26 protein-coding genes and 2 tRNA genes are annotated in these 25,121 nt (G+C 44.6%); 10 read left to right on the forward strand and 18 right to left on the reverse strand.

Features of this window, described 5'->3' with window-relative positions; translation table 11 throughout:
- Positions 1–4: 4 nt before the first annotated feature.
- The 4 genes from D0T92_RS03580 (at position 5) to D0T92_RS11695 (ending at position 1,155) form a co-directional block, all read left to right on the forward strand.
- Positions 5–78, forward strand: a tRNA-Cys gene (locus tag D0T92_RS03580).
- Between the two features lie 151 nt (positions 79–229).
- Positions 230–319, forward strand: a tRNA-Leu gene (locus D0T92_RS03585).
- Positions 320–541: 222 nt separating this feature from the next.
- Positions 542–943: a DUF6853 family protein gene (locus D0T92_RS03590; RefSeq protein ID WP_225315132.1), complete on the forward strand. Its 402-nt coding sequence runs from the start codon at positions 542–544 to the stop codon at positions 941–943.
- A gap of 77 nt (positions 944–1,020) precedes the next feature.
- Positions 1,021–1,155 carry a hypothetical protein gene (locus tag D0T92_RS11695; protein ID WP_263641693.1) on the forward strand — a complete coding sequence of 45 codons (135 nt, stop codon included), beginning with the start codon at positions 1,021–1,023 and terminating at the stop codon, positions 1,153–1,155.
- 190 nt (positions 1,156–1,345) lie between these two features.
- Here D0T92_RS11695 and D0T92_RS03595 read toward each other — a convergent pair whose 3' ends face one another.
- Positions 1,346–1,903 carry a YybH family protein gene (locus D0T92_RS03595; protein WP_151050288.1) on the reverse strand — a complete coding sequence of 186 codons (558 nt, stop codon included), beginning with the start codon at positions 1,901–1,903 and terminating at the stop codon, positions 1,346–1,348.
- A 163-nt stretch (positions 1,904–2,066) separates the two neighbouring features.
- Positions 2,067–2,327 (reverse strand): hypothetical protein, encoded by a 261-nt coding sequence (locus D0T92_RS03600; protein ID WP_151050290.1) that lies wholly within the window; start codon positions 2,325–2,327, stop codon positions 2,067–2,069.
- A 426-nt stretch (positions 2,328–2,753) separates the two neighbouring features.
- Between D0T92_RS03600 and D0T92_RS03605 the strand changes: the two genes are divergently transcribed.
- Positions 2,754–3,794 (forward strand): DUF2157 domain-containing protein, encoded by a 1,041-nt coding sequence (locus tag D0T92_RS03605; protein WP_151050292.1) that lies wholly within the window; start codon positions 2,754–2,756, stop codon positions 3,792–3,794.
- A gap of 68 nt (positions 3,795–3,862) precedes the next feature.
- On the opposite strand, the gene D0T92_RS03610 is transcribed toward D0T92_RS03605, so the two are convergent.
- From D0T92_RS03610 to D0T92_RS03630, 5 genes are all read right to left on the reverse strand, one after another.
- Entirely contained in the window at positions 3,863–4,738 is an 876-nt protein-coding gene (locus tag D0T92_RS03610; RefSeq protein ID WP_151050294.1) for an RnfABCDGE type electron transport complex subunit B, read from the reverse strand.
- Between the two features lie 229 nt (positions 4,739–4,967).
- Entirely contained in the window at positions 4,968–5,768 is an 801-nt protein-coding gene (fabI, locus tag D0T92_RS03615; RefSeq protein ID WP_151050297.1) for an enoyl-ACP reductase FabI, read from the reverse strand.
- A gap of 271 nt (positions 5,769–6,039) precedes the next feature.
- Complete coding sequence (locus tag D0T92_RS03620) at positions 6,040–6,975, reverse strand: MetQ/NlpA family ABC transporter substrate-binding protein (RefSeq protein ID WP_151050299.1); 936 nt, start codon at positions 6,973–6,975, stop codon at positions 6,040–6,042.
- 76 nt (positions 6,976–7,051) lie between these two features.
- Entirely contained in the window at positions 7,052–7,738 is a 687-nt protein-coding gene (locus D0T92_RS03625; RefSeq protein ID WP_151050301.1) for a methionine ABC transporter permease, read from the reverse strand.
- A gap of 1 nt (position 7,739) precedes the next feature.
- Positions 7,740–8,477 (reverse strand): methionine ABC transporter ATP-binding protein, encoded by a 738-nt coding sequence (locus D0T92_RS03630; RefSeq protein WP_151050303.1) that lies wholly within the window; start codon positions 8,475–8,477, stop codon positions 7,740–7,742.
- A 252-nt stretch (positions 8,478–8,729) separates the two neighbouring features.
- Here D0T92_RS03630 and D0T92_RS03635 point away from each other — a divergent pair, with 252 nt between their 5' ends.
- Positions 8,730–9,257 (forward strand): thioredoxin family protein, encoded by a 528-nt coding sequence (locus D0T92_RS03635; protein ID WP_151050305.1) that lies wholly within the window; start codon positions 8,730–8,732, stop codon positions 9,255–9,257.
- Positions 9,258–9,448: 191 nt separating this feature from the next.
- Here D0T92_RS03635 and ykgO read toward each other — a convergent pair whose 3' ends face one another.
- From ykgO to D0T92_RS03675, 8 genes are all read right to left on the reverse strand, one after another.
- Positions 9,449–9,574, reverse strand: coding sequence for a type B 50S ribosomal protein L36 (gene ykgO, locus D0T92_RS03640; RefSeq protein WP_151050307.1), 126 nt, complete (start codon positions 9,572–9,574; stop codon positions 9,449–9,451).
- Between the two features lie 2 nt (positions 9,575–9,576).
- Positions 9,577–9,852, reverse strand: coding sequence for a type B 50S ribosomal protein L31 (locus D0T92_RS03645; protein ID WP_151050309.1), 276 nt, complete (start codon positions 9,850–9,852; stop codon positions 9,577–9,579).
- A 340-nt stretch (positions 9,853–10,192) separates the two neighbouring features.
- Entirely contained in the window at positions 10,193–11,698 is a 1,506-nt protein-coding gene (gene pta / locus D0T92_RS03650) for a phosphate acetyltransferase (protein ID WP_151050312.1), read from the reverse strand.
- Positions 11,699–11,826: 128 nt separating this feature from the next.
- Positions 11,827–12,819 (reverse strand): ornithine carbamoyltransferase, encoded by a 993-nt coding sequence (argF, locus tag D0T92_RS03655; protein ID WP_151050314.1) that lies wholly within the window; start codon positions 12,817–12,819, stop codon positions 11,827–11,829.
- A 155-nt stretch (positions 12,820–12,974) separates the two neighbouring features.
- Positions 12,975–14,084 carry a methyltransferase gene (locus D0T92_RS03660; protein ID WP_151052958.1) on the reverse strand — a complete coding sequence of 370 codons (1,110 nt, stop codon included), beginning with the start codon at positions 14,082–14,084 and terminating at the stop codon, positions 12,975–12,977.
- A gap of 138 nt (positions 14,085–14,222) precedes the next feature.
- Complete coding sequence (locus D0T92_RS03665; protein ID WP_151050316.1) at positions 14,223–15,119, reverse strand: tyrosine recombinase XerC; 897 nt, start codon at positions 15,117–15,119, stop codon at positions 14,223–14,225.
- A 137-nt stretch (positions 15,120–15,256) separates the two neighbouring features.
- Complete coding sequence (tsaD, locus tag D0T92_RS03670) at positions 15,257–16,318, reverse strand: tRNA (adenosine(37)-N6)-threonylcarbamoyltransferase complex transferase subunit TsaD (protein ID WP_151050318.1); 1,062 nt, start codon at positions 16,316–16,318, stop codon at positions 15,257–15,259.
- Between the two features lie 182 nt (positions 16,319–16,500).
- Positions 16,501–17,187: a S24 family peptidase gene (locus tag D0T92_RS03675; protein ID WP_151050320.1), complete on the reverse strand. Its 687-nt coding sequence runs from the start codon at positions 17,185–17,187 to the stop codon at positions 16,501–16,503.
- Positions 17,188–17,493: 306 nt separating this feature from the next.
- On the opposite strand from D0T92_RS03675, the gene D0T92_RS03680 reads away from it, so the two are divergent.
- From D0T92_RS03680 to D0T92_RS03695, 4 genes are all read left to right on the forward strand, one after another.
- Entirely contained in the window at positions 17,494–17,769 is a 276-nt protein-coding gene (locus D0T92_RS03680; RefSeq protein WP_151050322.1) for a hypothetical protein, read from the forward strand.
- Between the two features lie 754 nt (positions 17,770–18,523).
- Positions 18,524–19,018 (forward strand): ribonuclease E activity regulator RraA, encoded by a 495-nt coding sequence (gene rraA / locus D0T92_RS03685; RefSeq protein WP_151050324.1) that lies wholly within the window; start codon positions 18,524–18,526, stop codon positions 19,016–19,018.
- A gap of 6 nt (positions 19,019–19,024) precedes the next feature.
- Entirely contained in the window at positions 19,025–19,441 is a 417-nt protein-coding gene (locus D0T92_RS03690; RefSeq protein WP_151050326.1) for an OsmC family protein, read from the forward strand.
- 357 nt (positions 19,442–19,798) lie between these two features.
- A complete protein-coding gene (locus D0T92_RS03695) occupies positions 19,799–20,506 on the forward strand; it encodes a GntR family transcriptional regulator (RefSeq protein ID WP_151050328.1) in 708 nt (235 codons plus the stop codon).
- Positions 20,507–20,605: 99 nt separating this feature from the next.
- On the opposite strand, the gene rpoD is transcribed toward D0T92_RS03695, so the two are convergent.
- The 3 genes from rpoD to D0T92_RS03710 form a co-directional block, all read right to left on the reverse strand.
- Positions 20,606–22,582, reverse strand: coding sequence for an RNA polymerase sigma factor RpoD (rpoD, locus tag D0T92_RS03700; protein ID WP_151050330.1), 1,977 nt, complete (start codon positions 22,580–22,582; stop codon positions 20,606–20,608).
- 129 nt (positions 22,583–22,711) lie between these two features.
- The gene (dnaG, locus tag D0T92_RS03705) at positions 22,712–24,487 is read right to left on the reverse strand and encodes a DNA primase (protein ID WP_151050332.1); all 1,776 of its coding nucleotides are present in this window, start codon (positions 24,485–24,487) and stop codon (positions 22,712–22,714) included.
- A 124-nt stretch (positions 24,488–24,611) separates the two neighbouring features.
- Positions 24,612–25,058 carry a GatB/YqeY domain-containing protein gene (locus D0T92_RS03710; protein WP_151050334.1) on the reverse strand — a complete coding sequence of 149 codons (447 nt, stop codon included), beginning with the start codon at positions 25,056–25,058 and terminating at the stop codon, positions 24,612–24,614.
- Between the last annotated feature and the right edge of the window lie 63 nt (positions 25,059–25,121).

The raw sequence follows: 25,121 nt of genomic DNA on the forward strand, positions 1-25,121 counted from the left end.
TTAAGGCGGGATAGCAAAGTGGTTATGCAGCGGCCTGCAAAGCCGTCTACGCCGGTTCGATTCCGACTCCCGCCTCCACAATTTATAAATATCCCTTTTCATGGCGGGGTGGCAGAGTGTTTATGCGATAAAGGGTGCAACCTTTATACAGGCCGGTTAAAATCCGCGCCCCCGCCTCCAAAGTTTTATTTTTTACTGTTTTTATTGTGATAACAATTTTAAAAACAGCGCCCGGGTGGTGAAATAGGTAGACACAACGGACTTAAAATCCGTCGACCCTAAACAGGTCGTGCCGGTTCGATTCCGGCTCCGGGCACCAATTGAAAATAGTCTTTAGAAATTTTTTCTAAAGACTATTTTTTTATAACTCGAAGCAGGAACTAAGGGGGATTACATATATTTAGATGGTCAACACAAAAATCATTTTGAAGTTTTTGATGAAAATAGAAAATTTAAAATGATGTTAAATATTGACGGCTCCTTAAATAGATCAAAAACCAAACAAGGAAAATATAGAACATTAAATGTTAAATAGGATGAAATGATGAAAATAAACGATTTAAATTCAGTAAGAGACTCACTTAGAGAATTGGGTCTCAAGCAAGGAATTGACCTTGGCGACGAAAAGGCAATTGCAAAATTCAATGATGAAGTTCCTTTTGATTCACGATGGTTCGATTCACGATGGCTTTGCTGCTATTTGGAAGACTGGAATGAAGAACTGGAAGAACGCCTTCATTATTTTTTTAAGAATATGAGTGACTACCAAGATGCAATGGACAAAGAAGATATTAAATCTGCCACTAGTTCCTTCCACGCAGCTTTGTCCTGTGCTGGTGATGTCAGCAATATCTTTGGCTATATCAAAAATGATATGGTTAAACTCCTACACGGTGAGGATAAAACAACTGATTTCCAATGGCCACAATTTAATAATGAATAGAACGCAGTAAGCTATAAGGTATAGCATTCGTTGCCCACGTGGTTTAATGAGTTCCCTGCTGTTCATAAATAAACCCCATGCCGTCTGAAAAATCCAAATCTTTCAGACGGCATGATTGCATTGTTTTTGCTGCCAATGCCTATGAAAACAGCACCATTCTCTTGAGCGCGGCAGATATTCCCGCTGCCAACGGCAAATTCACTTCAAGCTAAGAAAATTGAAGTAGAGACAACAATATAATTGTGAAAAATATTCTCCAGATTATATGAAATATATTTCTTATCGCTATCAAGCAAAATTAAGTATGCATAGCCATAAGAGATATTGAATTTATTGAAAGTGGATTATTTCGTATTGGTATGAGATAAATAAAAGCCAGAGCAGTTGCTCTGGCTTTTATCATTAAGCTTCACCTTGAAGCGGATTAGTGTTAAAGGTATAGAGGAAGATTTTCCATTGGCCATTCACTTTTCGCATTACAAAAACTTCGCGGTTTAAGTCAATCACGGTTTTTTGTTCTTTGAAGTTGGTTACTACCGAACCTACGTGATGGTGTGTTCTCACAACGGCAGTGTCACCATTAATCCAAATGGTATCAAAAGCAAAGTCGGTTTCAAATTTTTCACGTTGGAACAGATCGTCATATTGTTGACGTCTTTCTGCGGTGGTGTCGGCAGTCAATTTGTCGTTCCATTGTGAATAGCTTTCATCAGCGAATAAGTTCAAAATAGTTTTGGTATCGCCGGCATTGAGTGCATTTTGATATCGAATAATGGTGTCATATACATTTTTTTGCTCGGCGGCAATTTGGCGGTTGGTAGAGTATTTAAAAGTTCCGCCAGATTGCTCCGGTGATGTTGCTCTTACAGCTGTTGCAGTATGTGTATCAGCAGCTAATGCGTTGCCACTGAAAAGAAAAGAAGCGGTTAATGCTGCAACTAAAAAGTGAGATGATTTCATAATATGACCTCCATTTATGTTTTGACTATTACAGTCAGGTTAATTTAAGTTTTAAAAAAAATTAAAAATATTTAATATACAAATAATTACCGTTTATAAAATAGGTTGTTTGAAAGTTTTCAGACGGCCTTTTTTATTTTTTACAATGATTAATTAAGATTAATTAACGGCTTTCGGTACGACCTAAATGGTCATAGTGGTATTGGAAAGCAGCATCGGAAGTTTGGCCGCGGGGGGCAATAAATTTAACACTGTCATCGTTTTTGCGGGCGCGGATCATGCCTTGATGTTGTACTTCTTGCAAGCCGGCAATCGGGCCTGAGTCGTTGGCGTGATCATATTTAGGCATGTGGGCACCGCGGGCAGAAGCGAAAGAGGCAGCGAAAGTAGCTAAAGCGGCGAAAGTCAGTACGGTTTTTTTCATGATGGTTATTCCTTTTTGTATATGGTGTGTTTTATATTTTAAATATCAGACAACGTTTGTAATGTGTTGTCTGTTTTGTTGATGTGTGTATTCTATAAAACAACCAATAATTAATGAATAGTCGTTTTATTTATTGTTTGTTTCTTATTTGGAAATCAAGAGTGATAAATAATGGCTCTAAAAACCTATACTTTGTTATAAGCAAATACCTATATAAAAAATGCATAGTTTTTATACATATTGGGTTATTATGTAAGCATTAGATGTTAGGTAATTAAACCTTTCGGATGGTTGGAATCCAATTTTATTTATTGCATTATTTTTTATGGTATTAAATGTAAGTTTATAAAAGTGAATATATAGAGGCACATGTTTTATCATTGAGTGAAAACTTTTACTAATGATTGATTCTTGTAGGGAATGACAATGGATATTCGTAAGCAGCATTTAAAACAGGCTGTTGACCAACAGATTATCAATGCAAAGCAGGCTGATGATTTATGGGCGCTGTGGCAGCAGCAAAACGAGCATATACCGCAATTTGGTATGACCCACGTTTTATATTACATCGGCGGGCTGTTGGCTATTGGTGCCATGTCTTTATTTATGACTTTAGGTTGGGAAACGTTCGGCGGAGCAGCCGTTGTGTTGCTTTGCTTGATTTATGGCGTAGCGGGTGTTGCGCTGACTGAATATTTCCGAAACCGTCGTTTACATATTCCGGCCGGTATTTGTGCCGTATTTGTGGTGGTTTTGGTGCCGTTGGCGGTTTATGGTGCGCAGCAGGCATTGGGCTTCTGGCCGGATGATGAGTTAGTTTATCGTGATTATCATCGTTGGATTGATTGGCGTTGGTTGATAATGGAGTTGGCAACGTTGGCCGGAGCAGTTGTCATGCTTTGGCGGTATCGCTATCCGTTTTTGGTGATGCCGCTTGCGGTAACACTTTGGTATATGTCGATGGATATTGCCGACTGGGTTTTTTATGGTCAAGACGGTGTTTATGATTGGACATTTAAACAACAAGTCTCAGTTTGGTTTGGCATGGTAATGATTTTATTGGCATTTTGGATAGATGCCCGCAACCGTAGCCGGCTGGATTATCCGTTTTGGCTGTATTTGTTTGGTGTGATAACTTTCTGGGGCGGGCTCAGCATGATGGATTCTGATAGCGAGTGGAGTAAGTTCGGCTATTTTCTGATTAATGCTGCTATGGTGTTTGGCGGAGTGCTTATCCGCCGCCGTGTATTTGCCGTATTCGGAGCTTTGGGTATGTTTGGCTATTTTTGGCATTTGGCAGATAAAGTATTTAAAGACAGTTGGCTGTTCCCGATTTCATTAACTTTGGTAGGGCTGGGTATTGTGTTAACAGGGGTTTGGTGGCAGAAGAACGAAGCGGTCTTAACACAAAAATTGCAGAGTAAGATGCCGGAAGCTATGCGCCGCTTTATGCAGCGAAAGTTTTAAAATTTGAAGTATATTTATATTGATGTTTTTTTATTAAGGGTGTGACTACAGGCCGTCTGAAAATGATTTCAGACGGCCTTGTTTGATGATTTTTCCGCTTTTGCTTCTTGTTCGGCTTTATATTGGCGCAGATAGGCAAGGGCAGCTTCTTTTTCCTCTTGTGTTCCATATTTTAAATCACGTTGGGCACGGCGGTAGGTGGCGCGTTCACGGGCTTCTTCGATTTGTTGTGCCTGATAGGTTTCTCGATTGGCGGAAACCACCCTTTGATTTTGTTGCGCTTGTGCGCGTGCCATTGCCTTGGCAATAAGGTCGGCAGGATTAAATGAGGCTTGCGTTTTCGGTGTGCTTTCTGATAGCGCCGTGTTGGACGGTGTATGTTGTGCTGCTTTTGCCAAAGCTTCACGCTCGGCTAAATATTGGTGGCGTTCTTCGGCATCCCGCTCTTTTCGCTCCTGATGCCAATCGTAACGGCGGCGGGCATGTTGGGCGGCAGCAAAGCGCGGCATAGATTCACTATTCGCTAAAAACCGGGCTTGCGGTAAATAATCGGTTTGCACCGGTTGCATATAAATACAGTCGACAGGACATGGTTCGACACATAAACCGCAACCGGTACATTCTTGGCTGATAACGGTATGCATGAGCTTAGAAGCGCCCATAATGGCATCAACCGGACAGGCGCGGATGCAGGCAGTGCAGCCGATACAGGTTTCTTCATCAATCCAAGCGAGGGCTTTTTCTTGAATTTTGGCCGGTGCTAGGGGAGGTTGATTGAGTAGGGTGGCAATTTCCAACATAACCGTTTCACCGCCCGGCGCGCAAAGATTAATAGCGGCTCGGCCTTCTGCCAAAGCTTCGGCATAAGGTTTGCAACCTTGATAACCGCATTCCCGGCATTGGGTTTGCGGTAGCAGTCGGTCTAAGCGGTGGGAAAGATCCATGATAGGGCTCGGATAGGTAGATATATGTATTTTATCAAAAATTAGCTGGAAAAATGAGGCAATCGGAAATAGCCAAAAATAAGAATAGATGGAATGATGCTAACGATGAATGCAAAGATGTGTTTATTAAATCTAAAGAGTGGATTCTGTGATTTGATATGCTAATATCTGAATCCCATTATCCAGCCGTTTATGGGCATGTGGGTAACGGGATTCAGACGGCCATATATTAATCTTCTTGATCTTCTTCAGGGTCGTTCAGTGCGTTAATGCTGTAACCGCCATCAACATAAGTGATTTCACCGGTAATACCGGAAGCGAGATCAGACAATAGGAATGCAGCAGTATTACCCACTTCGGTAATGGTAATATTACGCCCGATCGGGTTGTGTGAGGCTACATGACTCAGCAGTTTGCTGAAATCGGCAATACCTGATGCGGCCAGCGTTTTAATCGGGCCGGCGGAAATGCCGTTGCAACGGATACCTTCTTTGCCCAGGCAGGAAGCGGTAAAGCGGATGCCGGCTTCAAGACTGGCTTTGGCCATGCCCATAACATTGTAATGCGGAATGGCACGAACGGCTCCCAGATAAGTCAACGCCAAAATGGCACCGTTGCGTCCTTGCATCATGGGGCGGGCGGCTTTAGCCAAAGCCGGCAGGCTGTATGCGGAAACTTCATGGGCAATTCTGAAAGCTTCGCGGTTGATGCTGTCAAGAAAATCACCATCCAAAGCCTCGCGCGGCGCGAAACCGATAGAGTGTACCAAGCCGTCCAAGCCGTCCCATACTTTACCTAAATCGGTAAAGGTTTTTTCTATTTCGTCATCATTTTGTACATCGCAGCGGAATACCAATTCTGAGCCGAGATCTGCCGCCATTTTGCGTACACGCTCTTCTAATTTGTCTACAACATAAGTAAAAGCCAGATCCGCGCCTTGTTCACGGCAGGCTTTGGCAATTCCGTAAGCGATAGAACGCTCGGAAATCATGCCGGTAATCAGAATTTTTTTACCTTGCAAAAAGCCCATGTTTGTTATCCTTTAGTGTTTAGTAGTGGTTCTGCGGGGGATTAAACAGCATATTATATCAAAACTGTGAGACAGGGCATAGAAAATGACGAATCTGTTTCAGACGGCCTGTATGTTTTGTATCCATCATGATGGCCGTCTGAAAATAATAACCATGAAAATATGCTGCTGTTTACTTCGCCAAACCGCCAAATCTATATCTTTGTATGTGATAAGAAAAACGTCTTCCCGCTATGGGAAGACGTTATGCAAAACAAAAATATAGTGTTATTTATTGGGCGGCAGAAGCTTCAGCAGGTATAGCGGATGCGGTTGCTGCAGCTTCGCTGGCAGCACCTTGGGCGGCGGCCTCACCCCACGCAGCAGGATATTTGTATCCGGCGAAACGTTCTTTGGCATAGGTTTTAAATTCATCAGAATTATATGCTTCGGCAACGTCTTTCACCCATTGGCTGTCTTTATCGGCAGTTTTTACTGCTGCCCAGTTAACATAAGCGAAGCTCGGTTCTTGGAACAGGGTTTCGGTTAGCTTCATGCCGCTGCTCATGGCGTAGTTGCCGTTGACAATGGCAAAGTCCACATCCGCACGGCTACGGGGAAGTTGTGCCGCTTCAAGCTCTACGATTTGAATGTTTTTCTGATTCTCTGCAATATCGTGTTTGGATGCGGTCAGCGGATTAACGCCGTCTTTTAATTTAACCCAGCCTAAATCATTCATCATTACTAAGGCGCGAGCAAAGTTTGATGGATCATTGGGCGCAGAAACGCTGCTGCCATCTTTAATATCGTCTAAGGATTTCAATTTGCCGGGATAGAGGCCTAAAGGCGCGGTCGGTACTTGGAATACTTCGGTAATATCTAATTTATGTTCTTTTTTAAAGTCGTCCAAATAAGGTTTGTGTTGGAATACATTAATATCCAGCTCACCTTCTGCCAAAGCCAAATTGGGGCGGACATAATCGGTGAATTCAATTAATTTAACCGTGTAGCCTTTTTTTTCTAAAAGTGGTTTGATTTCTTCTTTAACCATGTCGCCGAAATCACCGACAGTTGTGCCGAAAACGATTTCTTTTTTTTCAGTAGTTGCAGAAGCTGCATTATCTGAGGCGGCAGATGAAGCAGTTTCGGTTTGGCTGCCACAAGCGGCTAATAGCAATGCTAATGTGCTAATAGAGAATGTTTTTTTTAAAAATGTAGATGCTTGCATAAATAGATCTCCTTGAATGGTGCAAAAATTAGTTAAGGCCGTCTGAAACGCTTACTAATGGTGTTTGAATTTAGTTTTAACGTTTATCGAGTTTGCGAGAAATAAAATTTCCTAGTCCCTGAATAACAATAACCAAAAATACCAAAATAGCTACAATAAAAATAATTACTTCAGTTTGGTAACGGTAATAGCCGTAGCGTATTGCCAAGTCACCCAAACCGCCGCCGCCAATCATGCCTGCTGCCGCGCTATAAGAAAGCAGCCCGATTGCTAAAACGGTAATACTGGAAACCATACCTGAACGGGCTTCATTTAGCAGCACTTTGCGAATAATGGTTAATGGTTTAGCCCCCATACTGCTAGCCGCTTCAATCACGCCACGAGGCACTTCGCGTAAGTTTTGTTCTACAAGACGGGCGAAGTAGAATACGCCGGAAACACTTAATACCAAAGAAGCAGCAACCGGGCCGATGGTGCTGCCAACAATGGCACGGGTTGCCGGAATCATGGCAATCATCAAGATAACGAAAGGGAAAGCACGCATCAGGTTAACCAGATTATCCAAAAACAAATTAACTGAGCGGTTATAGTAAAGCTGTCGGCTGGATGTGATGAATAACCACACACCTAAAAGTGTGCCGAAAAGAGTAGCAAATGTTGTGGAAAGGCCAACCATGATAAATGTTTCCCACAATGCTTGTATGATTTCACCACTCATATTGCTAATGGTTTCAATTGCCAGTGTGAAAGTTAAATCGGCCATCTTAATCCTCCCTCACTAGCTCACGGCCAATTTCGGATTGTGCGTGTATCTGGTTGTTTTCAACATTCACCACTTCAACGATTTTGCCTTGATGCAATAGTGCGGTACGGTTACATAAGCGGCGGATAACACTCATCTCATGGGTCACGACTACGATGGTTACGTTGAAACGTCGGTTGATGTCTTCCAGGCATTCTAAAACGCTGCGGGTGGTGGCGGGGTCGAGTGCAGAAGTCGGCTCATCGGCTAAAATAACTTTCGGGTTGGAAGCTAATGCGCGGGCAATGCCGACACGTTGTTTTTGGCCGCCTGAAAGTTGGGCAGGGTAGTGCCCTGCACGGTTTTCAAGGCCGACGATTTCCAAACATTCGGCAACACGTTGTTTGATTTTTTCAATCGGCCAACCTGCGATTTCCAGTGGGAAAGCAACATTATCGGCAACGGTGCGGTTGCTGAGTAAGTTAAATTGTTGGAATACCATGCCGATATTTTGTCGTGCTTGACGCAATGCGGCAGGGCTTAAAGCGGTCAGCTCTTCACCGCCTACAGTTACTTTACCGCTGTCGGGGCGTTCGAGTAGGTTGATGAGTCGCAATAAGGTGGATTTGCCGGCACCTGAATAACCCATTAAACCGAATATTTCACCCTCTTTGATTTCAAGTGTGGTCGGTTCGACGGCGGTAAACCATGTTTTGTCTCGGTGTTGATAACGTTTGGAAACGTTTTCCAAAATAATCATAATCTTCTCAATAAATACAATAAGGCCCGTTGTGTAATACAGCGGGCCTAAAGTCAAAAACGGAAGGTTGCAAACCACAACCATACGCTTTAGCTGTTTAACGCCCGCAAGCTGTATCAAATCGGCGTAGTTAATTTTAGGGAATATTACTGTAAATTAAACAAATCGGCAAGGTAAGTTTGGCTATTATAGAGTAGAATTTATTTAACCTCTTCATAGAGGATAATTGGTTATGTTATGGAGGCTAATATTATGAATGCTAAAAAAATATTATTTTATGCGGTAATGTTCGGATTGTTGGCTGCGTGTAGTCGTCCATATCAAGAAATTCGTGATTTACAAAATAAGCTTTCAGTTGCTGAAACCGCTGCCGAACTTTCTGCACAGAACACCCGAAATTTAGAAAATACGTATTCCGATATATATTTTGAATTAAATAGCCTGACTGTTGAAAATTTTAAAGAAATGGTGGCAAAAGGTCATACGGTTTATGCTTATATAGGCCGACCGAGTTGTGGTGACTGTAATGCTTTTGAACCTATGTTAAAGCGCTATATTCGCCAGCGCAAACTCTCTAATAAAATTTATTTTATTAACGTTCATCGCCTCTACCAAAATAAAACCGAATGGGAAGCATTTAAAATGCAATATGGGTTAAAGGGCACGCCGGTATTGGCGAAATATAGTGGTGGCAGATTGATTAATAAATTGGATTTTGAAGAAAATGGTGGTATCCGTGCGGATGATTTGGAGCAATGGTTGGATAAAAACAATATGTAAGTTATTTTTTATAGCGAAATAGGCGGGAGGATAGTGTCTGGCGTCATGTACCATCAGAACTAAAGACAAATAAAGTTTATTGGTAACTTTTATATGCTGTATTTCTCGGGGTTTATAAGAATATAAAAAAACAAGCTCCGATGGGTAGCTTGTTTTTTTATATGGATATTGTATCTGTCGATACAAAAATATTAACGTTGACGAGCTTTAAAGCGTGGGTTGCTTTTGCAAATAACGTAAACTTTACCTTTGCGGCGTACGATTTGGCAATCACGATGGCGTGATTTGGCCGATTTCAAAGAAGAAAGTACTTGCATTATTATTTATCCTTTCTGAATGTGTTCATCATTGTTTTGTAGCGTTGGTTGAACTTGCTTGCACGACCTTCGTTGTTGTATTCACGCTGTTTACCGGTATAAATCGGATGAGAAGCAGAAGATGTATCCAACATGAAAACAGGATATTCGTTGCCATCGGTCCATTCCATGGTTTTGCCGTGTGTGTCGGTGCACGAACGGATCAACCAGCCTTCATTGGCACCGCTGTCGAAAAACAATACGGTACGGTAGTTTTCGGGGTGTATATTTGGTTTCATTTTAAAATCCTTGTTTTAATTTTATATTGTAACAGTTTAATTCATTGAAGAAAAGCCATCAAGTATTCTATAAAAGTGGACTTGGGTGTCAAATATGCTGTTTTTGGCATAAAACCGACTATTTTCAGTGCTATAAGGCAGAAAATCCTATAGGTGGATAATCTTATAAAGGGCGCGATTATAAATCGGAATTGTTGCATCTTGGCAAAGTATTTTTATTGGGTTTTGTGAAATTTAATTAATTATATTAATTGGGGGCATTTTTAATGGGGGTTAAGAAAAAAGCCGTCTGAATTTTTTCAGACGGCTTTTACAATTGAATTAAATAAGCAGTGATTGATTAACTCATTTGCACGGCTTGGATAGCAGTCAATGCAACAGTGTAAACAATATCGTCAACCAAAGCGCCGCGTGATAAATCGTTTACCGGTTTGCGTAAACCTTGCAGCATCGGGCCAACGCTCAATACATTCGCATTACGTTGTACGGCTTTATACGTACAGTTACCGGTATTCAGATCAGGGAAGATCAATACGGTTGCCTGTCCGGCCACTTTGCTATCCGGTGCTTTGGATTTGGCTACACTCGGTACGGTAGCAGCATCATATTGTAAGGGGCCGTCTACATCGATATCGGGGCGTTTTTCACGCACTAAAGCGGTGGCTTGGGCTACTTTTTCAACGGCAGGGCCTGCACCTGATGTACCGGTTGAATAAGAAATCATAGCCACTTTGGGCGCGATACCGAATGCTTTGGCTGAGTCTGCAGATTGAATGGCAATATCGGCCAGTTGCTCGGGTGTAGGCTCGGGGTTAACGGCGCAGTCACCATACACCAATACTTGGTTGGGCAGTAACATAAAAAATACGCTCGATACCAAGCTGGCGCCCGGAGCGGTTTTAATCAATTGCAATGCCGGGCGGATGGTGTTGGCAGTAGTGTGTACGGCGCCGGATACCAAACCGTCTACATCATTTTGTGCCATCATCATGGTGCCGAGAACAACGGTATCCTGCAATTGTTCGCGAGCTTGTTCAGGTGTAAGCCCCTTGCTTTTACGCAACTCGCACATTGGTTCGACATATTGTTCAATCAATGTGGCGGGGTCAATGATTTCGAGCGAATCGGGAAGGGTGATATGGCGCTCGTTGGCAACGGCTTCTACTTCATCGCGTTTGGCTAACAATACGCAGCGGGCAATGCCTTTTTGATGACAGATAACGGCAGCCTGTACGGTGCGCGGTTCCGCACCTTCGGGCAATACGATGCGTTTATTGGCTTTGCGTGCGGCATCCATCATATTCACACGGAATTGTGCCGGCGACATACGGCCGCTTTTTTTTAATAATAAATCAGTGTTAACAATATTGTCTTTTGAACCGATATAGGTCAAACCGGTTTGTTCGGCCAATGAGGCACCGGTACCGGCATCGGCGGCGTCGAGTACGAAGCCGGCTAATACGTCGGGAGCAGTCGCGTAGGCTTGTTTGGCAGTATTGAGTTGTGCCGCCAGATATTCGGGTGTTCTGCCTTCGGCAGATACGGCAAAGACAACATTGGCATCAAGTGATAAAGCCAACTCGATATTGCGTGAGGAAAGAAAAATATTTTCCGGATCGGGTTTAATGCCTTTGATAACAACATTTTGTGTATCTAATTTAGATACTTGGGAAACCAACATATCCAGCCAGTCATCACATCTGCCTTCGCAAAGCATTTTTTCTGCTTCGCCGGTTTCATCGAAAGCGCGGGAAGCGGTTGCATCGGGCAATGCCGCTGCTACGGCTTGGGTAACGGCCCAGCTATCGGAACGGGTGGATACGGGTACAATCAATACAGTAGCCATAAATTATTTTGTCCTTTTCTTTGTTTGTGAATATAGGGAGTATAGATCGTTGATTTTATCACTTAGGTCGTGCCGGTTATACCGCTAATTACAATATAGTGGTAAAAGTCGGCACGATTTACTGAAAATTAGGAAAGTAGTGACACCAATGCCGCTTTAATAGTGTGCATACGGTTTTCGGCTTGGTCAAATACTACGGATGCTTTACTTTCGAACACGTCTTCGGTCACTTCAACGCCGTCCATGCCGAACGTTTGGTAAATCCATTCGCCAATTTTGGTTTCACGGTTATGGAATGCAGGTAGGCAGTGCATAAATTTAACATTGGGGTTGCCCGCATCGGCCATTAATTTAGCGTTGACTTGATAGGGGGTGAGCAATTCGATACGCTCTTTCCATACGCTTTCCGGTTCGCCCATAGAAACCCATACATCGGTATGAATATAGTCTACACCTTTAACGGCTTCTTGTGGGTTATCGGTTAATAATATGCGTGCCCCACTTTGTTCGGCGATTTCATGCGCCTGTTTAATTAGTTGTTCAGACGGCCATAAGTGGCGAGGGGCACCGATGCGGACATCCATGCCGAGTAAAGCACCACCCAATAGCAGAGAATTACCCATATTGAAGCGGGCATCGCCCATATAGGCAAACGCGATTTCACGGAGCGGTTTTTGGCAATGCTCGCGCATGGTCAGCATATCGGCGAGAATTTGAGTGGGGTGGAATTCGTCGGTCAGGCCGTTGAATACGGGTACGCCGGCATATTTGGCCAGCTCTTCAATCGTGTTTTGGCTGAAACCCCGGTATTCGATGGCATCAAACATGCGGCCCAATACGCGGGCGGTGTCTTTAATGCTTTCTTTGTGTCCGATTTGGCTGCCGCCGGGTTCGAGATAGGTTACCGATGCGCCTTGGTCGTGGGCGGCAACTTCGAAAGCGCAACGGGTACGGGTGGAGGTTTTTTCAAAAATCAAGGCAATGTTTTTGCCGGTTAAGGCTTGTTTTTCAGTACCGTTTTTTTTGGCGGCTTTGAGCTCGGCAGATAAATCCAGCAAATGTTCTATTTCGGCAGATGTGTAGTCCAACAATTTTAAGAAGTGACGATTTTTTAGATTCATGGCGGGCTTTCGGTTAATCGGAAACTATATTTTCAGACGGCCTGCGATAGGGCATGATGGGAATAGTAATTTATTTTTGATATTCGTTCAAATCAAGCGGTTTTGTGAATCGGTGTCGCCGTCATAAAAAGGAAACGACGGCGGCAAATATTTTTTCAGACGGCCTTTAAACGGTAAAGGAAAGTGGTTTCTTGTTGTCGTGCAAAAGCCAGTGGGTCTTCTTTGTCATAGGCTTTGCGGTGTTTGGGTGTGGTGTGGGATACGTCGATAAGGCTTAATGAGGCCGTCTGAAAACATTGCGCTAAAAAATCGGGTTGTCTTAAATGCAGATGTTCTGCTAGGTCGGACATAATCAGCCATGCTTCGCCTTGTTCGTTCAAATGGCTTTTAACGCCATTCAGAAAGCTTTTCAGCATGGCGTTGTCAGGATCATATAGTGCGGATTCGATGGCCGATGTGGGCTTGGCGGGCAGCCACGGCGGGTTGCAGACAATTAAATCGGCACGTTCTTGCGGAAATAAATCCGTATTTTCTATGCGGACGGCGTCGGCAAAACCAAGACGGCGGATATTGTTTTCGGCGCAGGCAATAGCGCGTGGGTTGGTGTCTGTGGCGGTAATATGCGGTACGCCTTTGCGGGCAAGTAGGGCGGCGATAACGCCCGAACCGGTGCCGATATCGAAAGCGGTTTGGCAGTTTGGCGGTAGCGGTGCTTGTGCGATGAGGTCGAGATATTCGCCGCGTAAGGGTGAGAAGACACCGAAAGGAACATGGATTTCGGTGTTCAAAGCGGGAATATAGACGCCTTTTTTATGCCATTCGTGGGCGCCGATAAAACCCAGCAAAAGGTTTAGTGGTAATAAAAAAGGTTGGTCGTTGGGTGTGCCGTATACGTCGGTTAAGGCATCGGCAATGATAGGCGCGCGCGGTAAATCCAAACTGAAACCCGTGCCGATTTCTACCGCCAACATATTCACAATACGGCTGTTTTGTGCCTGCCGCATACGGTGGGTGTGAAAGGCCGTCTGAATATCGGTGATGGGTTTGGTTGCCGATTTGCGAAGCTGTTTTTTGACGGCTGCCAATACTTGTTTGGCATTGTGAAAGTCGCCCGTCCATACCGTTGCGGTGTGGGCATAGGCGTTTTTCAGAATGGAACGGGCATTGCTTTCTTGTTGGTAAACCGCTTGTTGCGGTGGTTTTTGCGTGCTTTCGTTACGCCATTCGATGGTTGTTTCGTGATGGGTGGGAATAAAAATAGGCATGGGTCGCAGTATTGGGAATGAATAGAGGGTGTCGCTCATTTTATCGCAATCGTTTTGCGAATCCCACGAAGCCGGGCATGGTTATGTTTTTCAGACGGCCTGTTATGCAGGCAGAACCGATTTATTGCGGAGGTAAAACTAATCTTTTTTTCGCTTCGCCCTTGGGTGGGCATCATCATATACGTTGGCCAAATGATCAAAATCCAAAGTGGTATAAATCTGGGTGGTGGATAAGCTGCTGTGGCCGAGCAATTCTTGTACCGCCCGAATATCGTGGGCGGATTGTAACAAATGGCTGGCGTAGCTGTGCCGCAGCATATGCGGGGAAATATGTTGTGGGCTGCCGTGGCGTAAAGCCCATTCACGCAGGCGGATTTGAATTTGGCGGATACCTAAGCGGCTGCCTTGGCGGCCTGTAAATAAAGCTTTTTCACCCTCTGCCGCATGGCGTTGCGGCAGATAGGCTTGAAGCGCGGCAATACTTTGGCGGCCAAGCGGAACGCGGCGTTGTTTGTTGCCTTTGCCCCATACGCTAACCCAACCGTCGTTTAATAAAATATCATCCAAATCAAGCCGGTGTATTTCGCCGACCCGTAAACCACTGCCGTATATCAGCTCGAAAATAGCATGGTCGCGCACCGATAGCGGTTCGTTATCGGTGTCGTTGTCCAATAAATGATTAAGGATTTCCTGCTCAATGGCTTTCGGCAGTCTTTGGGGAATTTTGGGGGCGCTTAATCCACTCATCGGATCATGATTCAGCAATCCTTGTTGTTGCAGCCAGCTACTATATTGCCGCCAAACAGAAAGTTTTCGCGCCATGCTTCTTTCGCTTATGCCCATTTGCGACAGTTTTTTTAAGGCGGCGGTAAAGTGGCGGCGGTGTGTCGGTTCCGTATAGGTATGCTCGGGCAGCAAGGTTTGCAGTTGTGCCAGGTCGCGGCGGTATGCTGCAACGGTATGCGCGGACTTGGCCTGTTGTTGCAGTGAGGTGAGGTAGCTATCTTGATAGTCAAAAAAATGGGCAAGCTGCATAAAATACCGTATCGGATGGTTGGGGCGGAATAATCATGTTTTGGGTTTAGATAAATGATTCCTTGTGTTATTCGGGGTGCCGATAAAAATAGGATGCGATAAGTTTTGCCGTTTCGATATAAAAGTTTTTTGGGGTTTCAACGGCCGACAATATCGGTTAGCGGCCAGCGCGGTTTAACATTAAATTTGCCTGCTTCTTGTTGGTTTTGCAAACGCATGGCGCCGGCAAAAGCAATCATGGCGCCGTTATCGGTGCAATATTCCATTGGTGGAAAATAAACATGAACGGCTTCGGCTGCCGGTTTCAGACGGCCTTTGCCTTTGGGCTGTACTTTCAGACGGCCTAATGCCTCACGAAGTTTCCAGTTCGCGCCTACGCCGCCGGCAACCACAAGGGTACGGAAACCGGTATCCAAAAGAGCTTTATGGGCTTTTGCAACCAATACATCCACGACGGCATCTTGGAATGCGCGGCAGATATCGTTGCGAGTTTGTTCGGGCATCTCGCCGTTGTGCTCCTCGCGGACTTTTTGCACGGCGGTGAGTACGGCTGTTTTCAAGCCGGAAAAACTCATTTGCAAATCGTCGGAATGCAGCATCGGGCGTGGAAATTGGAATGCATCCGGTGAGCCGAGTTTGGCCAGTTGTGAAAGTTTGGCGCCGCCGGGGTAGGGCAGACCGAGTAGTTTGGCTGTTTTGTCAAAGGCTTCACCGGCCGCATCGTCGACACTCTCGCCGAGTAGGGTATAGTCGCCGATACCGCGTACTGCCATAAATTGGGAATGTCCGCCGGATACCAATAAGGCAATAAAGGGGAATTCGGGTTGTTGTTCGGCAAGCAGCGGAGACAGTAGATGGCCTTCTAGATGATGGACGGGAATAACGGGTTTGTTGAGCGAAAAAGCCAGTGCATTGGCATAGCTCGAACCGGCCAGTAGTGCGCCGCCTAAGCCGGGGCCTTGTGTGAAAGCTACGGCATCAATATCGCTATATTGAACGTTTGCCTCTTCCATGCAGCCACGGGTTAGCGGTACCAGCCGGCGGATATGATCGCGGCTGGCAAGCTCGGGCACAACACCGCCGTATTCGGCATGCATCGCCATTTGTGTGTGTAGTTGGTGTGCTAACAATCCGCGTTCGGTATCGTAAAGCGCTACACCGGTTTCATCACAAGAAGATTCTATTCCCAATACCAACATATTTATGAGGCCGTCTGAAAAGTAAAAAACAGATTATTTTAGCGGATTTCTTTAGAGCATGTTTGTATATCGCTTTAAGCCGTCTGAAACGCTATATCGATTGTGTTCAGACGGCCTGGATGAAATCTGCCAATAGGTTCGTTAATATAGATGGAGATATGACCGATTGCTTGAGAATGGCATCAGATATTTCTGCCAAACCATTCTACTCTGCCGATAATGGCAATATCTTCATCCATATTGTTTAAATTAATTTCAAATGTCGGATAAGCTTCATTTGCCGAAATTACATTAATTATGCCGCCGGGCATTAATTGCAAACGTTTGACTAATAGGTTTTCATTTAAACGCAACACATACAAGCCGTCGCGAGGTGTGGTTTCGCCGTGGTTGATCAAAATAGAGTCACCATCGTTGAGTACGCCTTCCATCGAATCGCCTTTTACGGAAATCACGGAAAGGTTTTTGGTGTCGCGGGTAATGTAGTTTTCTACCCAATACCGTCGGAAAGCCATCGTAAACAAAGGTTTTTCATCTTCTACCAGTCGTCCGTGCCCGGCGGCCGCCTGAATATCGTAGCGGGGGATAAATACAAATTCATCAATATCAACCGGATTGCCGAGCGTATCTTCCGCATGGGCAGGTTGTTTTTGTGCATCGGGATAAGGTTCGCCTTCCCCTGTTAGCAGCCAATCTATGCTGCATCCTTTTAATTGCTTAATTTTTTTTAAGGTTTCTGCTTTGGGTAGGCCGCCTTCATGCCAAATCCGGCTAAAGCCTGCGATGGTCATTTCAATATCGGCAGCAATTTTTGCCTGCTTGGCTTCGTCTTTCCAAAGAAAAGCTAATCTGTCTTTGAAAGTATCCATATTTATCCTTAGTTTGTATATGGCTTTGATGTGCACACGGGATGTTGGGGTTTATTTTATCTTAATTTTGAATAAAAAGTAAGATTTATTTTACTTTTAGTAAGAAAAACTATTGCATTTTAAATTTTATCTTAGTAATATAGTAAAAAATTCAGATTTTACGAAAATTAATTTTTTAATTGTAGTAAAAATAAATTATCAAAATATTGGATTATAGTTTTTCATACCGAATAGTAAGAATTAATAAATTCTAATGATATGGGACTTTTTGATTCGGTTAATTCATTAGCATATAGGAAGTCAATCATGAAAAATCGTCGAAATAACAGCTTGATACTTACGGGTATATTTGCCTTCGCGTTGGCAGGGTTATCCTCCGGCTCGCTCGGAGCAAAGTCGGCAGAAGTGTTTGCTTATGAATTGGGGTGCGGTAGTTTAAACCAACAACATGCAAGAGCAATGAACAGTATTGAACGGGCACTTTCTCAAGAATGTGCTTCAGTAGAGGCGGCGCAAGCGTGGGAACAGTCTTATAATGGATTGGATGCCCAAGGGTTAATGGGTGGCGTGGTTTATGAGTAGATGATTTTTTGGGTATGGTTGCTTAAGTATTTTATTTTTGTTGTTTAAAGATTGATGAGTTAATGTGGGAAAAAGATAAAGAATAGGTTGTCTGGATTTTTCAGGCAGCCTGAGACCTTTGCAAAAACCCAAAAATCCCTTAAATTCTTCACCAAGATAATTAAGGGATTTTTGGGTTTTTGCAAAGATCTTAGCTGATAAAAAAACAACCGCACTTTTAGTATAAAATCTTAAAAAATTGATAGGGATTATTAAATTAATCTACATTAGTCTTTTATTTCTAACAGGATGCTACCCTTGCCGGCCTTTTGATTGGAATTGTAATCAACCTTATGAGCTACCTTGGCATAAAGCTGCTGACTTATGTGGTAAAACTCAGCTTAAATTAGCAAAAGAGAAGTTAAAATCACTTTATACAGATGATATTGAATTTGATATTATGGCTCAGTGTAGTGTATCTCATGGGGAATACAAGTTTGATTCTGATCCTAAATATTCGAATATAAAGTAGAGTTGGTTTCAAAAATAGTAAAGTGCAGTATGACCAGCTCTTAATCAATCACCTGCTCAAGCTTTACTTTAATAAGGAAAGCGGTTGATGTGTTTGGCAATCATGGCTTGTGCGGTTTGTTGGAAGAAAGTACTCATGAGAAATCCTGGAATGTCTTGGTGAAGAATTTAAGGGATTTTTGGGCTTTTGCAAAGGTCTTAGGCCGTCTGAAATAATATAAGGAACTATAAAAAGGAGTAAAAAATGAGTGAGAAATATGATTTTGCTACTGCCGATTTGATTGATATCGCACCAGATACACCTTCTTGCGAAACCCAATTCCGCCACTTCGGCCGCCGTTATCGCTTCTACGGCAAAATCCGTACCATTCGTTGCCATCGTGATAACGGTTTGGTGAAAAAATTAATGAACAGCCATTCCGACGGCGAGGTATTGGTGGTAGATGGCGGCGGTGATCTGTATAGCGCGCTGATGGGCGATATGATTGCGGGTGCCGGTGCGGCCAACGGTTGGGCAGGGGCGGTGATCTTCGGTCCGATTCGCGACAACGAAGCCATTAACGATATGGAATTCGGCGTGAAAGCATTGGGCAGCAATCCGCGTAAAAGTGCCAAAGACGGTGCGGGTGAGGTGGATGTGCCGGTTAGTTTCGGTGGCATTACCTTTACCCCGGGTCATTATCTATACAGCGATTCGGACGGTATTTTGGTATCGGAACAACCGCTTCATAAGGAATAATACACAATGCAGATAACATCAAAATGGTTGGACGGCAGTTGCTTTGTCGCGACAACCGAAAGTGGCCACAGTGTGGTGATGGAAGGCATGGCGGCTGAGGGGCATGCCAAACGCGGGCCCAGCCCGATGGAAATGCTGTTGCTCGGTGTGGCCGGTTGCTCCAGTATCGATGTGGTGATGATTGCCGAGAAACAGCGGCAGGATATTGTCGATTGTCAAGCTACGGTAACGGCAAAGCGTGCCGACACGACACCGCGCGTGTTTACTGAGATTCATATCCACTTTAAAGTGATTGGCCGCGATTTGAAAGAAAGTGCAATTGAAAAAGCAGTACAGATGTCGGCCGAAAAATATTGCTCGGCTTCGATTATGTTGGGCAAGGCTGCTAAAATAACACATAGTTTTGAAATTGCCGCCGCTTGATTTTCTCATGTCGTGAAAATTATCCGTCAGGCCGTCTGAAAAGCTTTTGCAGCATGATTTCTACGATTCGGGTATGATGACTTTGATTTTCGAAGTAATTGTTGCAATAACGTTTTTCAGACGGCCTAAATGCCGTAAACCCAATGATGGTTTATAATTCGGCATTCCAATGCGGGCACAATAGCAGGAAATGCCTTCGTGTTGCTTCCTGGTATGGCTAGTTCACTGCAAACTCTTTGGCTTGAAGCCTGACCGAATATTAAAAGAAATTTGATGATATTGTACGCAACCGGATAAGGCTGTTTCTATGACTGCCTATCTGCTGTAACCGCCTACCAACAGGCAGAAAAAAATCGTATGAGTGAAACCCTAGATTATTTGACTGAAGCGCCTACCATTTCATCGATACTTGAAGAGCGCCATGATTCCGAGCTTTTCCGTGTGTATGCGGAAATTCTCGACGGTATTACCGATCATAAGCTTCGTCCCGGACACAAACTGACTGAGTCTGATTTATGTCGCCGGATGATGTGTTCCCGCAGCACGGTACGCAGTGCGCTGTCTTTATTGGCACACGATAAAATTGTGGATTTGCAGCCTAATAGAGGGGCTTTTGTGCATGTGCCCGATGCCAAAGAAACACAAGATGTGTTTAAAATGCGGGTAGCATTGGAAGAAACCATTATCAATATGCTGTTAGACGAGCCCGACTTGGAAGAGTGTACCCGCCCGCTTTATGAATTGATAGAGCGGGAAGAGGCCGCCTTCAACCGTTCCGACCGTGTGAGTTGGAACCGTTTGTCTAATGCCTTTCATGTTGAATTGGCGCGGTTATTGGATAACGATGTATTGTTGGGTATTGTAAACCGCTTATGCGCACGTTCGTCTTTGATTATCGCCGTGTTTGACGCACCGAAAGACCGCCTGCGTCATACTTATTGCGAACACCGCGAAATTCTCGATTATTTGGTAGCGGGCAAAGGCACCAAAGCGCGTAATCTGATGCGCAAACATTTGGGGGAGTGTCAGGCCAGATTGCTGCGTAAATTTGAGGATGAAATATAACGGAATAATAGTTATATTTTGCATGGTTCGGATTATTAAAAAAGGCCGTCTGAAATATTTTCAGACGGCCTTTGATATTGCTTTAGTATGCAAACCTTATTAGGGCTGTTTGTTTTCTTCGCTGTCTAAGAAGCTTTTCAGGCGGTCGCTTCGGGTCGGATGGCGAAGTTTGCGCAAGGCTTTGGCTTCGATTTGGCGAATACGTTCGCGGGTTACGTCGAACTGTTTGCCAACTTCCTCAAGCGTGTGGTCGGTATTCATATCAATACCGAAGCGCATACGCAATACTTTGGCTTCACGCGGTGTTAGGCTTTCCAGCACTTCTTTGGTTACTTCGTGCAGGCTGGAATACATCGCGGCATCTGCCGGCGCAATATTGTTGAGGTCTTCGATAAAGTCGCCCAAATGCGAATCGTCGTCATCGCCGATAGGGGTTTCCATCGAAATCGGCTCTTTAGCGATTTTCATGATTTTGCGGATTTTATCTTCGGGCATTTCCATCAGTTCGGCCAATTTGGCAGAATCGGGATCCTCTCCGTTTTCTTGCAGATACTGGCGCGAAATACGGTTCATTTTATTGATGGTTTCAATCATGTGAACCGGAATACGGATGGTACGTGCTTGGTCGGCAATCGAGCGGGTAATGGCTTGGCGTATCCACCAAGTGGCATAGGTTGAAAACTTATAGCCGCGGCGGTATTCGAATTTATCTACCGCTTTCATCAGGCCGATATTGCCTTCTTGAATCAAGTCTAGGAATTGCAGGCCGCGGTTGGTGTATTTCTTGGCAATAGAAATTACCAGACGCAGGTTGGCCTGAATCATTTCTTGTTTGGCAGCAGCGGTTTCTTTTTCGCTGATGACCATGTTTTTATTGATTTCTTTCAGTTCTTCAATGGAAATGCGGGTTTCAGTTTCCATTTCGGCAAGTGCGGTTTGTTTTTCAACAATGGCATGGCGGAAACGGTCGAGAGCATCGCTCCATACTTTGCCTTTGGCAATTTCTTCTTCAACCCAATTTAGATTGGTGATTTGCGGTAAGAAGTAGTGGATGAAATAGTCTCTATCCATGTGGACGCGGTCTAAGCAGATATCACGTATTTCACGCTCCATTTTGCGGATATTGTCCACTTTTTCACGCAGGCTGTTGCTCAGGCTTTCGATTTGGCGTGTGCCGAAGCGTACTTCCAATAGTTTGGATGCAATGGCATCGCGGTATTTGAGGTAGTCTTCATGGCGGCTGTCGTGTTTGGACAGTGCGGCAATCATTTTGTCGTAGTCTGCTTGGATAAGGTCAAAGTGATCCAATACTTTTTGCCTTAATTCGGCAAGATTGGTTGCGGCGATGGCTTCGGCGCTTTCTTCTTCCTCTTCATCGTCGCTGTCATCATCGCTGTCGTCGCTATCGTCATCATCGGAAACATTGCTGTCGGCAGTTGAGGAGGACGACGCGGTTTCCAAGTGTCCTAATCCCAATTCATTCAGTAAAACTTCATTAGGATCAATAATGGCTTCGACCACTTCGTCAACCTTGATTTCATCTTCACGGATGCGTTGGATGAGTTCGAGGATTTCGGCAATTGATCCCGGGCAGGCGGAAATGGCCTGAACCATGTTTTTCAGGGCATTTTCGATTTTTTTGGCGATAATGATTTCGTCTTCGCGCGTGAGCAGGTCAACCTGTCCCATTTCGCGCATATACATACGCACGGGGTCGGTGGTGCGGCCGAATTCGCTGTCTACGCTGGATAAGGCGGCTTCGGCTTCGGCAACGGCATCGTCGTCGGTAATGGCGGCGGTGTTGTCGCTCATCAGCATTTCTTCAGCATCGGGCGCCTGTTCGGTCACTTGGATGCCCAAGCCGGCAATCATGCTGACAATATTGTCGATTTGTTCGGCATCCGACATATCGTCGGGTAAGGCATCGTTAATTTCTGAATAGGTAATATAGCCGCGCTCTTTACCCATAATAATGAGCTGACGTAAACGGGCCCGCTGTTCTTCGAGGGTCAGCGGGCGGGAATCGTCTTGCTCTTCATATTCGTTATCGCGGTTATCAGTATTTTGGTTAGACATAAAAATGGATCTCGTTTGAAAACGGTTTAATGGGGGAGGCCGTCTGAAACAATAAAAGGGTATTCTGCGGAACAGTATGTGATTCTTCGCAGCAAGGTTGGGTTTTCAGACGGCACACCTTTTTAATATTTAGGGTTTGGCCGGTGTTAGTAAAACCAGCAGTAGTTTTTTTTCACTTTCGCTCAGACTACCATGCTGGTTTTTTTCTTTTAAAATTTCAATTTGGGCGTATTTTAACTCATTTAACAACTTTTTCATGCCGATTCTGAAATTTTCACAATCTTCCGCACTATCGCTCTCTAATGCCTCCGGCTCTTTCATGGCATTTTGGAAGATGCGGTTAACAGTGCTTTCATAGGGCGTACCGCGCATGTGTTCTAAAATTTGTGCACTACCCGGTATCTTCGGCTGGTTTTTAATCATTTCGGCAAGATTGGCCAAACAGGCAAAATCACCGGTTAGGGTCAGATATTCGGGTATTTCTATATATGCTGCCCATGACGGATTTATCAAGAGGCTTCGTATCTGTCTTTCTGCCAATGTAGACATTTTCGGTTGTTTAAAGGTTTCTTTCGGCAGTTTGTAGCTTTTTTGTTTGGCTTGGCGTTTCGGTATTTCTTCACCTAATAAACGTGCCAAGTTTTCAGAATCAATGCCGACCAGTTCGCTTAATTGTTGTTTGAGCAGAAAAGCCAAAGCAGGGGCTTTGATTTGTGCCAATAAGGGGGAGCTGGTTTTGATTAATTCTGCTTTACCTTCTTGTGTGTTTAGGTTGAGGCCGTCTGAAAGAGCATCCCAAAAATAGGCTGATAAAGGCTTGCTTTGGTTTAACAGGGCATCTTCAAATTGTGCTTTGCCGTAGGCGCGTATATAGCTGTCGGGGTCGTGCTCTTCGGGTAGAAATAAAAAATGCAGGGCTTTATCGTCTTTGAGTTGGGGCAGGGAGTTTTCCAGTGCCCGCCATGCGGCTTTGCGCCCGGCACGGTCGCCGTCGAAACAGAAATAAATGCTGTCGGTTTGGCGCATCAATATTTTAACGTGATCGGCGGTGGTGGCCGTGCCGAGTGCGGCAACGCTGTATCCAATGCCGAATTGCGCCAGTGCGACCACGTCCATATAACCTTCGACCACTAAAATGCGTTGGGCGTCTTTAATGGCGGCACGGCCTTCGTGTAGGCCGTAGAGGTTTTTGCCTTTATCAAACAAGGGGGTTTCAGGTGAATTAAGGTATTTGGGCTCGCCTTTATCCAATACCCGCCCACCAAAACCGATGACTTGTCCGCGTTGGTTTCGGATAGGGAACATAATACGGTCGCGGAAACGGTCGTAATATTTGCCGTCTTTTTCAATCACCATGCCGCTTTCGACTAACGGCGTGTTGGGGTACGGCTGGAAAACTTGTGCCAAAGGCTGCCAACTGTCGGGCGCGTAGCCCAAGCCGTAATGCTCGATAATTTCCGCACTTAATCCGCGTTTTGCCAAATATTGGTTTGCGCGTGTATCTTGTTTCAGACGGCCTGCATAGAAAACTGCGGCGGCTTCGGTGGTTTCTTCCAGTGTTTGCTGTTTCTTTTTGCGTTCCGCCCGCTCTTGCGGGTTTTCCTGTCGGCCGGCGGTACGCGGTACGGTCATGCCGACACGGTCGGCCAAATATTGTACGGCTTCGGTAAAACTCAAACCCTGATATTCCATAATGAAACCAATAGCCGAACCGTGGGCACCGCAACCGAAACAGTGGTAAAACTGTTTTTGCGGGCTTACCGAAAAAGACGGTGACTTTTCTTTGTGAAAAGGGCAGCAAGCCATATAGTTTGCACCGCCTTTTTTGAGCGGAACATGTTCGTCGATAATATCGACGATATCGACTTTAGCCAGCAGTTCGTCTATAAATTCACTGGGTATCATGGTGTTTTACATTAGAGGCCGTCTGAAAAATCATATAGCCCTATTCCATAGTATGGCTATAAACAACAAATATAGAGCCAGTTATGGGAGTAGTAAATTTATCGGCTATTGATTCTTCAAATTATCAGGCAGTTAGCACGGCTTTGAGGATTTTATTAACTTGCCCCATATCGGCTTTACCTGCCAAGCGGGTTTTGAGTAGGCCCATTACTTTGCCCATATCCGACATGCCTGAAGCGCCGGTTTCGGCTACTGCCGAAGTGACGGCGGCACGGATTTCGTCTTCCGACATCATTTGCGGCAAATAGTGTTTCAATACTTCGATTTCGGCATTTTCTTTATCCGCCAGATCGGCTCTGCCGGCTTCGGTATAAATTTTTGCGCTGTCATTCCGCTGTTTGACCATTTTGGTAATAATGGCAATCACTTTGGTGTCGTCCGCTTCGGTACGTTCGTCAACTTCAAATTGTTTGATGGCAGCATTAATCAGGCGGATGGTGGAAAGTTTGACACTCTCTTTGGCGCGCATTGCTGCTTTCATATCTTCGGTTAATTGTGCTTTCAGGCTCATGGTGATATCGCTTTAAAAAGTGAGAGATATTATGTGAATGGTGCTATTTTGGTAAAAAACAAG

It is taken from the genome of Neisseria zalophi (assembly GCF_008807015.1).
In the GTDB taxonomy this organism is placed as follows: Bacteria; Pseudomonadota; Gammaproteobacteria; order Burkholderiales; family Neisseriaceae; genus Neisseria; species Neisseria zalophi.